Annotated in this window: 8 protein-coding genes; all 8 read right to left on the minus strand. The window is 37.2% G+C overall.

Annotated elements, in window-relative coordinates:
- Positions 1–255: 255 nt before the first annotated feature.
- The gene (locus ACEWK1_RS11105) at positions 256–4,383 is read right to left on the minus strand and encodes a cadherin-like beta sandwich domain-containing protein (RefSeq protein WP_212135546.1); all 4,128 of its coding nucleotides are present in this window, start codon (positions 4,381–4,383) and stop codon (positions 256–258) included.
- Positions 4,384–4,943: 560 nt separating this feature from the next.
- On the minus strand, positions 4,944–5,741 hold the full coding sequence (locus tag ACEWK1_RS11110) for a tyrosine-protein phosphatase (protein WP_416636247.1): 798 nt from the start codon (positions 5,739–5,741) through the stop codon (positions 4,944–4,946).
- Positions 5,742–5,784: 43 nt separating this feature from the next.
- Positions 5,785–6,591, minus strand: a complete 807-nt coding sequence (locus ACEWK1_RS11115; protein WP_416636248.1) for a hypothetical protein — start codon at positions 6,589–6,591, stop codon at positions 5,785–5,787.
- Positions 6,584–9,070 (minus strand): FtsX-like permease family protein, encoded by a 2,487-nt coding sequence (locus ACEWK1_RS11120; protein WP_416636249.1) that lies wholly within the window; start codon positions 9,068–9,070, stop codon positions 6,584–6,586. Before ACEWK1_RS11120 ends, ACEWK1_RS11115 begins: the two co-directional genes overlap by 8 nt.
- The gene (locus ACEWK1_RS11125; protein WP_416636250.1) at positions 9,042–9,758 is read right to left on the minus strand and encodes an ABC transporter ATP-binding protein; all 717 of its coding nucleotides are present in this window, start codon (positions 9,756–9,758) and stop codon (positions 9,042–9,044) included. Before ACEWK1_RS11125 ends, ACEWK1_RS11120 begins: the two co-directional genes overlap by 29 nt.
- 2 nt (positions 9,759–9,760) lie before the next feature.
- On the minus strand, positions 9,761–10,279 hold the full coding sequence (locus ACEWK1_RS11130; RefSeq protein WP_416636251.1) for a hypothetical protein: 519 nt from the start codon (positions 10,277–10,279) through the stop codon (positions 9,761–9,763).
- Between the two features lie 137 nt (positions 10,280–10,416).
- A complete protein-coding gene (locus tag ACEWK1_RS11135; protein ID WP_231308530.1) occupies positions 10,417–10,665 on the minus strand; it encodes a hypothetical protein in 249 nt (82 codons plus the stop codon).
- Between the two features lie 300 nt (positions 10,666–10,965).
- The gene (locus ACEWK1_RS11140) at positions 10,966–12,243 is read right to left on the minus strand and encodes a sensor histidine kinase (protein ID WP_416636252.1); all 1,278 of its coding nucleotides are present in this window, start codon (positions 12,241–12,243) and stop codon (positions 10,966–10,968) included.
- Between the last annotated feature and the right edge of the window lie 56 nt (positions 12,244–12,299).

Here is a 12,299-nt window from a genome sequence, read left to right on the forward strand (position 1 = left end):
AGCTACTGAGCGTCTTGGCACTTACTCAGATTGGACTTTCACCAATTAGCAATTTACGGCTTGCTGGGCACGCCAAACATTCAAAATTTCTCGCTGGAAATCTCTAAAAGTACATAGTAAGCATACTAATATTATGTGTATTTTTCTCATTTTATCAATTATTTTACTATAATATATACTTGATTTATTTTACCTAATAAGTGAATATCTGTATCGATTTGCCCAAGAAGAAAGCTATGACAAAATGTCATAGCCTTAGTTTTTCTTATATTGAATGACTTCTTTGTCAGCAAGAAGATAATAGTTTCCGCCAACATAGATTTTGTTTCCTTCTACTTTGTACGCACGGTATTGATCGCCCTTTTTAAGAATCTTTGCTTCAGTACCGTCAGATTTGTATAAGATGGTATCTTTCTTAAGGTAAGCCATGCCTGTATAGAAGACCGTTTTATCTTTCTCATATTTGATTTTATACCCTGCCCCCACTTCAAATGTATTGCCATTCTGAGAGTAAACTCTTATAGCTTCTCCAGCTCTCAGCATGCGGTAGATTTTACCGTCAGGGCTGTATAAAGGGGTTACCTTTTTAATTAATACACGTCCTTCGTACATAACGGTTTTGCCGATTTCATTCTTCACATAATATTGGCCGCCAACGTTATAGTAATCTCCAGCAAATCCATAAACTCTAATTTCACCTTTAGCAGTGATTCCTGATGAAGTATAAGTACCATCCTGTAGCCGCTTCAATAGTTCTACAGGTTTTTTCACTATAATTCGGGCTACAGGTTCTTTGTGAATTATTGGATCCGGGTCCTTTTCTTCCGTTGGAGTAGTATTAGGCAATCCAATAATGGTAAAAGTACTGAACTTCGTTATTTCTATGGAAACGCCGGCTGGCTTTCCAGTTGAGTCATTCTGAATGACAGCTCGTTGGATCGCTTTTTCACCGTCACTATGTTGGATATATATCGCCAAGGATGTTAGGAACTCATCTCTTTCTACTGAGTCTTTAGGTAGTTCTATGTCTTTTAATGAAAATGTCACCATGGTTTTTTGGTCTCGATAATTGGTTTCGATAATCATCGGTTTTCCGAACACTTGAACTTCCTTGTCTCCAGCTTGTTGTTTAACAAGTTCTGCATCCACGGTATCTTTGATGATTTGGCTCTTTTCCTCTTCTTTTCGGATCGGAACTACCTTAAAGTATAGCTCATCTTCCGTTTCATTTAATTGGCTAACTGAGGTTTCTGGCAACTCAATGGTTACGTCATCGGTTTGTAGACTTACTGCAATCTGAGATTGAGTTAATAAATTCAAGGCCTGCTTTTGAATTTTTACCGTGATTTCATCAGCTAAATCATTAGGAAGATCTGGTATTCGAATGACAATAGAATCTTTGTTTTGTTGAACTGCTTTTTGAACAGAATTTTCCACCTGCTTTTCGTTCAATTCTACTGAATCTACTTTTTTATTATTGTGAGTACTTCGCACAATATCCACTTTTGCTGTTGTGTCATTCCCGACTCCTACATCACCTTGACGTACAGATTCGCTTGGACCTCCACCTGTTGATGGTGGAGAAACTGGAGCAATATATGGAAAGACCACAACTTCTATAACAGGACTTGGATTATAATCTGTTTTAGCAGCAAATCTTACTTCATAAACCCCTGCCTCTAAACCTGTTGTTACCTGATTTGCTGCATGAATCCAATTTTCTGTTCCTTTTAATCGGTATTCCATGTTCTCTATTGTACCATTTATCTTCCCATTATTTCCGACTACTGTTGGTGCAACACCTGTTAATCCGATTGGAGCTAGCTGGTCACCCTTTTCTCTGTTGACCTTTACTGTATAGGTCTTTGTGTTCCCATTTTCCGCTGTTATAATCATCGTAATCTCATTATCTCCAACGCTCAAATGAATAGGAGAGCTTGCCTCACCACTCTGTACTGGAGTTCCGTTCACTACAATTGTCGCCTTAGAATCTGCAGTGCTTGGTGATAGTGTAAGGGTTTCGACTGAATGTCCAACGCCAACTGAATATTCTAGATCATCTACTGAAAAAGCTGAATCAAGAGAGCCAGAAGATAAGATGATATTACTTAAGTCTGCATTGGAACTTTTAGGTGGCTCGACGATATTAAAACGAACAGTACCTATAGCGGATTGAGGATCTGGAATGCCATTTGTGGTTCCATTATCTTCTATTGTGTAATCAAAATTACCCAAGCCGATAAAGCCTTGATCCGGAGTGAAAATAACATTTTCCCCCTCAATCCTAACGGTTCCCCCGGTTGCATTACTAACATCAACAATTGTTAATGTTTGCCCCTCTTCATTACTAGGACCAGCTTTATCATTTGTCATTAAATCTGAAAATGGAATTGTAATATCTCCAGTTCCTGCTATAACATCATTCTCTAGTTGATCATCAACTGCAACTGGTACATCATTTACCTCTGTGACATCAATAGTGGCATGCTCAGGATCAGACAGCTTCTCTCCATCTGTTCCTGGAGCTGCCTGAACATCAAAACCAAACCCTGTTGTTCCAAAAGCATCTTCATCAGGCATGAATTTTAAGCCGCTACTTCCCTCATTTAAGGGAATAAAATCTCCATTATTAATCGGAGAGGACCCATCATTTTTATATAAAGTTCCGCCCACAATATTTGTAATTTTAAAGTAGCTTGCCTCAGTCCTGTCCTGGTCAAAAACGGGAAGGATCACCAATCCACTACTGTTCATGGTATCTTCCTCTGTTATCGCCCCGGTAACAGTTGGTTTTGCCGAATTCCCCTTATCTCTATTTACTGTCAATGTATATGTTCTAGTACTGTTTCCATCTTGTGCTGTTACAGTCACTGGAATGACTGTTGGGCTGTCTATATTTAATATAACAGGCTTAGATACTCCAGAATTTGCTGGCATCCCGTATACCGTTAAAGTCGCAAAACTGTTAGCTAAAATTGAAATAATGTCGATACTGTTTAGATTATGTTCAACAGTTACTGTATAGTTCAAAACTTCTGGATTAAATGATTCCGATAAGTTTCCTTGTACAACTGATAAATGACTTAGATTAGCATTGCTTGTAATAGGAGCTTCTCGAAATACCTCAATACTGTAATTTCTAATTGAACCATTTTCAGCTTTTACACTAACATTTATCGTATTAGGACCTACACTTAATGGAACATTAGCAGAAGTACCCACTATATTGTTAATAGAAACAGTTGCAGTTGGATCCTGATCTACAGTTGCTGTAACATATAAGCTTGCTACCGCGTTATCAACACTTGTTGAGTAGTTCTCCTGGTCTGGTGAAAAAATTAAATCTCCATGATCGATTGTAAGGCTGGTTAGTTTATTATTTGAACTTTTAATAAAAGTTTTAACCAATCCTCTATTGCCAGCAGCAATTACTCCATCTTCTGATGCTTTTATTGAGTAAAATGTTCTATCTGTATTACCTTTATATTCCGGATCCCAGTTTATTCCGTCTATTGAGGATATAATGGTTTCATCGGACCCAGCTGCATAAAATTTTCCTGAACCATATGTTACTGCATTGAAGTCAATACTCCCAGATACAGATGAAGGGTATTTTACTTCCCATGTAACGCCGTCATCTGAAACATAGATATCTCCCATAAGTCCAACTGCAACAAACTTGCCAGCTCCATAAGTAATTTTATATAACTTTTGTAAATTAGGAAGGTTAAGGTTATTTACTTTATTCCACTGCTCCCCATCATTAGAAGAATAGACGATTGGATTATTACTGTTGTCATCACCCACAGCAATGAATTTACCTTCACCATAGGCTACTCCATAAAAACCTCTTACATCAGCTGGTGAGTAATCTCTCCAATTTTCTGCATCTGTAGAAGTAAGAATCGTACCATTATATCCAACTATTACTGCCTTATTGTCATTGGCAGCAATCGAGTATTTGCTTAGGCCGGGGAATACATCGGCTGTTCGAGAAACCCAATTGCTCGGATTTCCTATTGGGTCATCACCTTCATGCAGAGTAAAGATTTCTCCTTGCTCACAAGCAGTTATCCATTTTGTATTACTTGGACTTTCCTTCCAGTAAAACGAATCAGCTACTGTGCAATGAAAATTTGTTGGCGATACTCCCCAATTTTCCCCATTTGGTGATTTTCCGTACTTTCCTGTATCATAATCAAATAATAGCCACTGTCCGTTCCCATATCCCACTTTATATTCTGGAAGCATTCCAAACCCTGGGACAGCTGTTTTCCAAGTAGCAGCAGAAACACGCAATCCTAGATTCCCAAGGTTAAAGCTATAAAACAATAAAAGTAAAATAAGCACTAATAATAACTGTTTTCTAGGTTTAGTAGACAAGTTTGATTTCTCCTTCATTCTTATACTACATTAATATAAGTTTAATATTTTAGGTATTATATACTAGGAATTATATAATATTTACAAGGAAAAAGTTAGCAAATATTTTATGTAGTACTAGAATTTTCTTCATAGATCTATCCTTTCGTTTTTCATTTATTGCACCATTAAATTTTATACATCTCTCTAAAAAAACTAGCGCCTATATCCCTTTACTCTCCGGAATAGACTCTAGATTATTAGTACTCAACTAAATTTTATCTTTATCAATAGAACCTGGTACAAGGAAACCAGACTCCTAATTAGAAAACTCCTCTAAAATCTCTTCCTACATAGAGTTTCAGAGATTTCATTTGGTAGGGCTTCATATCAATTCGTCCTTTGATTATTCTAATGACGATTTATATATATCTAGTATAAACATTTGAGTCCAGTATGTACTATACTTCGCCTTCTCAGCAGAGTTAACTTATATAAATCGCTAGTAATATTTGAGTTACCATCAATAACTTGTAATCCGATATTTTTCAATTTGAATCCATCAGTATTCCCCATTTCTATTACGTACTTTTATGGACTAGATTCTGCTTCAGTCTATCTAGAATCTCTACTTCTAGTTGGCAACCCTCCATAAGATAGGTTTCGACGGTTCCATATCGTCCCTTAATATTGGCATATAATTGCTCGAGCACTTCAGGATGAGCCTTTAATATGAATTCAGCACGCTCTGGTGAGACTTGAAAAAGAGTGATCCATCTCATGACTTTTATAAATATATCTAATCGATGTTTATAATAATCGTTGGTTAAGAGATATTCTTCCAATACCTTTTGATAGGGTACCTTAACTAAGGACTGAATGATTGCTGCAATAATCCCTGTTCTATCCTTTCCAGCTGAACAATTGATGAGCACCGGCCAATTTTTATCATCAGAGATTAAGGTAAGTATTTTTTTTATCTGTGGAGTTTGATAGAATGCAATACTGTGATAATACTCCCTGGTAAAGTTTTTAAAATCTTCTGCTCCTGTCTTTCGAAACAAAAAGCTAAGAAACTTTCGGAAATTAGCATCTTGAGTCTCTATGGGAAGTAGAGGAATGTTCACAGAATTAATCTCCTCAGCAGAAAGTAATAAGGGCTTATTCTTGTTGTATTCTTTTTCTGATCGAAGGTCTAAAATTGTTTTAATCTTAAATTTCTTTAATATTTCCAGATCAGATGGAGTCATGTTAGATAACTTATCTGAGCGATAGATCACACCTTTTTTTATGGTAGATCCTTGCTCTGTTTTTACTCCTCCGATGTCACGAAAATTATATATTTTTTCAAAGTGTTGTATTAATTGTTTGTTACTCATAATTCTCTCCCTTTTACCCCATGCCACCGCTGCCATTGGCGCTCTATGGAACGTCAACGACAAAAGGCACTGTCAAGATATTCCCGTTTCTTTGAAATTGGGCCCAAATTTTATAGACTCCAGGTTGTGGGAATGTGGTTTCAAAGAGGGCAACAGGGCCACTCCCTTGATTTTCTAATGCATGAACATGTAAATATCGTTCACTGTCTTCAGATAAAACAACAACGTGACCAATAGATCCTAGATAGGGTTCAAGGTCAGTTATTGGATCCTTGAGATCACCTTCCGTTAACCTAAATTCTAATGTAAGCTCCTTCCCAGCCTCTAGCCCAGAGTTTACAGTTAACGATACATTTATTCCTTCTATAATTTTCTCGAGACGATGATCAACAGATACAGGACTTAGTTGAGCAGCTTCTCCTTCAACTGTTACCCATTCCATTTTACTCATGGAATCACCATCTTTTGGCTTGAAGTCCGCTATCATCCGATACTCGCCGCCAGCTGGAAAATGATTCTCTACCTCAAATACTCCATTCCCCTTATACTCTGGATGAATATGGTTAAAATAGGATAAATCTTTACTAACTACGATCAAATGTAATAGCTTTTCATGAGTAACACTAAATTCTTCAATGGGGTCACCGTTGTTAGCAACCGACATTCTTATTACATGGTCATCACCAGGAGCTTGACGTTCATCAAGCTCCCACTTCACCTTCACATCATCCGTCATGATTCTTTTACTCTCAACCACGTTCTCTTCATCCCACGATGAATCTGAATTACAGGCTGTAAGTAGCAGTACAGCCGAAAAACATAGAAACAGGATCAGGCTTTTTTTACTCATATCGCAACGCCTCATTTAATGGAATTTTTGCAGCTCTTCTTGAAGGGGCAAAACTTGAAACCAAGCTTATGAGTATTCCAAACGAGAAAATCAACGTAATGATCAGTGGGGACACGCCAAACTCAAACGTTAGGTTATTATACTCCATAAAGCCAGATGTCATATAGATTAATAGGATACCGAATAGAATACCGATGACAGTTGCTGCTAAGCCTATTCCGAACCCTTCAAGAATAACCATTCGGACGACTTGTTTTCGTGTGACCCCTACTGCACGCATCATTCCGATTTCACGAACACGTTCCATGATATTGATTAGCAATGTATTCGTGATTCCGATTCCTGATATAATAATTGCCAGAATGACTAATGCATTAATAATGCTAAACGAGCTTGTCACCATGGAACCGATGACGGTTACCCAATCCTCGGGGCCCCACATTTCTTCGACACGTTCTCCAAATTGTCCATAGATATTTTCTCTTAACTGAAGTGGACTTGTTTCATCATCCTTCAACACTAATGCATTTTTTTCGAATTTCACTCCGAAGCTCTCTTTAAAATGAGCCTCGTTCATAAACGCACCATATCCTCTATTTTTCATTGTATTAACGACAGCAATAACCTTAAATGACTTTGCTCCATCTAGGGTATCTAGCGTGATGCTTTCTCCAATTCTTCCACCCCATACTTCGTAGGAAATTTCATCAAGAATGATTTCATCGTCATGTAAACGTTTAATTAAGTCACCATGTGTTTCATTTTGTCCGGTAAACAGCGGAAAACGATCAATCCAATCTTCTCCAACTCCAAATATAGGGAGCATTCGTTTTTCTCCATCTAGAGTCCAAATGATTGATTGTAAAGAATATGTCGTTGCATCGGCAACGCCTTCTGTATTTTTGATTTTTTCTAGATCTCCTTCTTCAATGTGGTGAAACATAATATCAAGATTCCCACCATACGTTGAATGAACCATTTTTTCATAGGTCTGTAATAGTGCTGAATTCAAAGAACTCATTAACACAATCATGGCAATCCCCAGGCAAAGTATGACAGAGGTCATCGAAGAGCGACTAAGATTGCGATGTAAATTCCTCATTGCCATATCTCCTGAAAATCTGAATATAAGACCATAAAACCCTTTTATAACGTGTACAAACAGTCTAAATAAATATGGGAATATGCATGCAATCCCCACCATTAGTGGTAAAACTAATAGCAAATGTTGAATAAAGAAACTTGAAATAATTAGAACGATACCGAGGATCCCCACCCATTTATTCGTAGGTTTCGCTTTTGATTTGCTTTCCTTTAATACTTTTATCACGCTAATTTTTCCTACATCTCTAATCGGATACCAAGCTGCAATGACTGGAACAACCAATCCTGCGAGTAACGATAATAAAATCCCTGGTAAAAGAACAATACTATTTCCTTCTTGAATACCGATCAGCATAAAGACGAGATTTGTTAACCCTAATGCCATTCCATATCCAACGACCAACCCAATTACAGTTCCAATCAACGCTAACAGGATCACCTCTGATAACACCATGGCCTGAAGTTGTCCTGGGGTATATCCAATCGTTTTTAGAACGGCAAATTCATTTTTTCTTTCCTTTATGCTCACGTATAGTGAATTAAAGATGATGAAAGCACTTAATATGATCCCTAGGAAACCAGCGATATACAATGCCATAAAAAAGGAATCCATTTTTTGAAATTCTTCATTAATATTGATAACGACTGGTTGCATAAAGATGTCTGAATTCATTTTTGCAATTTGATCAGCGGCTTGCTTAACGGATGCAACACGTTCCCGATCATTTGCTTTTCCTTGAATTCCTTGAATTTGACCCTCTAACCCAAACCATTCTTGAACAACTGGTAGTGGAAGAGCGACTGCCCAGTGATGATACTTTGCCATATTCCAACTGGATGGTCCCATTAACTCTTGTGTGTACTTGATAATAGCGGAAACCTCGATGTTTTTTATTCCTTGATCTGTATTAAACGAGATAGAATCACCAATCCTTGAACCCCATATCTTAGCTGTTCTATCAGTTATAACAGCACCTCCACCGTTTAGATCGCCTTCGATTAGCTCAAATCCAGTAACAGCTGTATCGAGCTTACTGTAACCTGTCACAACCACCCTTTTTTGGATAGAAGATATCTCTTCCTCCTCTACGACAAGCTTTGTATTTTCTTTTAATAGTGCAACAGATGTCGCACCATCAATCGTTTCCATTTGCTTATACACGTCTTCTGAAAAATACGCATCGGTGCCTGCAAGAATGAAATCCGCTTTTGCGAAGGCTTTTTGTACAAAGATTGGAAATGACTTCTCTGCTGAATCCACTGCAGCAATAACCGAAAAAGTGGACGCGACACCGATGACAATCGATAAAATTGTCAGGAAGGTTCTCAACTTTCGACGCATTAAGTTACGCCATGCGATTTGCCATTGTTTCATTATGATGACCTCCTTTTACACCGTCCTCTATAATTAATCCATCTCGGACTGTGATGATCCGATTGGCAACTTGTGCCGCTTGTAAATCATGGGTTACCATCACGATGGTTATTTGGTCCTCTTGATTAAGCTTTGAAAGTAAGTTCAAAATCCCTTCCCCATTTATCTGATCAAGATTTCCTGTTGGTTCATCCGCTAAAATTAACTTTGGTTTCATAGCCAATGCTCTGGCAATTGCCACCCTTTGTTGCTGCCCTCCACTTAACTGAGAAGGAAATTGAGATTCTTTTCCTTCAAGTTTCACATCAGATAAAAGCTGGCTAACTGTCGATTTAATTTTCTCTTTAGAAGCATTGTTTGCTGATAGAGACAAGGCAATGTTTTCTCCCACTGTCATCATCGGTAAAAGCTGATAGTTTTGAAAGACGAAGCCGACTTTTGTACGTCGGAATTGAGTCAGTTCTTTCTCACTTAATCCATTTAATTGAACATCATCCACCACAATGTTTCCTGTACTTGGTAGATCTAGACCCCCGAGCAATTGTAGTAAGGTACTTTTTCCTGATCCACTCGGGCCCATTATCGCTACAAATTCACCCTTTTTAATGTGGATATTATTATCTTTTAATGCGTAAAAATCTCCTGATTCTAAAGAATACACCTTTGATACATTTGACACTTTTATCATCTTTATTTCCCTCCACTATTGATTTTTTTTGTGTTTGAAACTATTTTTTTGTGTTGTTTGTTATACGTTAAAAATGCAATGGCTAGCAGTAAAATGAAGCCAAGTAGTAGCCACAAAATGTAAGTTGGTAAAAACGTAAATGCAAGAACAAACCAAGCAAAAAATAATGCCAATGGGCTAAGGCTTTTTAAGATTTGATAGAGGATTTTCACAAATCCCATTTTATATAAAGGTGTCGCCTCAAGAAGAAAAATAAACGGATTACAAAATGTTCCAAAGGCGAGTGGAATAACAGCAAACACCGGAAGCTGATGGTTCGTTCCTAGCTCTAATAGAAACACCAGACCAATTGAAAAAGCCTGCATGATAAAATCTAAATGAGCGGATTTTAATTTTTTAGGATTCGTAAAAAACTGCTTTAACTCGGAATGATGCAGATAATATACCGCTCCAAGTGGCAGTGATAATAATAGTCCCACCAAAAAGATAAAACCTGCCCAGTGTAATAGAAATATATTCAATTAATTACCTCCTTCTTTTTCAGTAATGAACTAAATTCTGGCTAACAATTTTCCATCTTCTATATGACCTCACCAATTTCCGTTGTTAATGTAAACCACCAATATGAACTGGATATGAACTACTGAAAAAACTCTTCTTACCACCCAGTTTCAAATAAAGTCCATACAACTAACAGAAAAGCAAACGTTGAAAAAACAAAAATAACGATGACAAGTTGCACTGATACTACAGGTTCTTTTAGCTGTTCGTAAACAAACCATAAAATCGAACCTAAAGTTAGAACAATAAGCCCCCTTCTCACGGAAATAGCCATTTCAATAAACACGTTACATGCAACAATCATTGAAAGTATTAATGGTAGTAACATGAGCTTGTGAAGGTTCACAAAAGGTTGCTCCCTCCTATTCTTTTAATAAACGCTTTATAAGATTGACTATGAACATACTATAAAACCTCAATATGAACTGAATATGAACTTGAAATAAAATGAAGAAGAAAGGATCATCGTTATTCCGAAAGGATGAATATATAAAAAAACGCCCAGATTTTTCTGAGCGTTTGATCAGTTTATAATGTTGGATTTATTGTTATCCAACGATTTTTTGTTGAAGTATTTCCAAAACGTATAATTGAAAAAGAAAACCGAAATCAATAGCTGATTTCGGCCTCTTAACATATAAATGATTTATATCATTCCAGCTTTTTTTCCTTGAAATTCCATAGGTATTGTAACAGTGAATGTTGCCCCTCCTTCAGGGCCTTCTCCTACTTCAATCGTTCCATGATGAAGATGGATGATTTGTTGAACAATGGATAAGCCAAGACCGTTTCCTTTAATAGAAGGATCTCGGGACTTATCCACTTTATGAAATGGTTTGAAAATATCTTTTCGTTCCTCTTCTGGAATGCCTTCACCACTATCTGTGATTGATACTGTGAATACAGTATTCTTTACCTTAGCTGCTATTCGAATTTCCCCTTGTCTAGGGGTAAATTTAATACTGTTATTAATAATATTTGTCCACACCTGTTTCAGCTGGTCTTTATCTGCTTCAACTTTCAACGGCTCAAGCTTAATATCAAAGGTAATTTCCTTAGTGCTCCATTGCGGCTCCAATCCAATAACCACATCTCGCAGTTGTTCATCTAAACGGAAAGAAGTGATAACATGCTGATGCTGGTCATGCTGAAGATGAGATAATCGTAACAAATTCCTTCCTAGACGAGATAAACGCTCACTTTCCTGTTCAATAATTGTCAAGTACTGGTTTCGTTTTTCCTCACTCATTTGCTTTTGTCTTAGAGCTTTTGAAAAACCTGAAATCGATGTTAAGGGTGATTGAATTTCATGTGAGACATTGGCCACAAATTCTTGACGCATTTGATCAAGCTTTCCAAGTTCCCGAGCCATCTCATTAAAGCTTGCACTTAAGACACCAATCTCATCTTTTCGTTTCGTAGGAAGTTCGATATTAAAATGACCCTGGGACATCTTTTTTGTTGCATCTGTTATGCGAATAAGAGGTTTCACAACATAACGTGCTGCAATAATAATTAATAGGCTTCCTAAAAATAAAATGATGACATACATGAGATGAATAGAATTCATAATCTCAACTTCGACTTTATTCCTGTCAACCGTTAAAAATAATGCATAAGACTCTCCGCTATCTTCAAATGGTATTCCCACTATCGGAAGATGATTCATTCCTGCATATATATAATCTTCTCTCCCTCCCGATAAAACGCTCTCTATGTAGTTCCTATCCACTTCCATTTCTTCTCCAAGAAGTGGAATACCTTCTTGATTGTATAGCTGAAGACGAGTTTGGGCTGTGCCAGTAAACGCCTCTAAAAAAGGTAGTAGCTGATCAGATTCTGTAGATTTATAGATTTCAATGACCTTTTCCCCATTGCTAACTAGTGTATCTCGAATCTCAGTATGGATTCTCCCTTGATACATTAGATTGGTCCCAATATAAGCAATCACTAAACTCAACATGACCGTACTGACAAAAA

This window comes from Metabacillus sp. YM-086, from assembly GCF_048059995.1.
GTDB lineage: Bacteria > Bacillota > Bacilli > Bacillales > Bacillaceae > Metabacillus > Metabacillus litoralis_B.

What these genes read in the sequence shown, in the direction of transcription:
- ACEWK1_RS11120 (WP_416636249.1), bottom strand. Translation starts at nt 9,070, where the DNA reads ATGAAACAATGGCAAATCGCATGGCGTAACTTAATGCGTCGAAAGTTG.
- ACEWK1_RS11110 (WP_416636247.1), bottom strand. Translation starts at nt 5,741, where the DNA reads ATGAGTAACAAACAATTAATACAACACTTTGAAAAAATATATAATTTT.
- ACEWK1_RS11125 (WP_416636250.1), bottom strand. Translation starts at nt 9,758, where the DNA reads ATGATAAAAGTGTCAAATGTATCAAAGGTGTATTCTTTAGAATCAGGA.
- ACEWK1_RS11115 (WP_416636248.1), bottom strand. Translation starts at nt 6,591, where the DNA reads ATGAGTAAAAAAAGCCTGATCCTGTTTCTATGTTTTTCGGCTGTACTG.
- ACEWK1_RS11140 (WP_416636252.1), bottom strand. Translation starts at nt 12,243, where the DNA reads ATGTATCAAGGGAGAATCCATACTGAGATTCGAGATACACTAGTTAGC.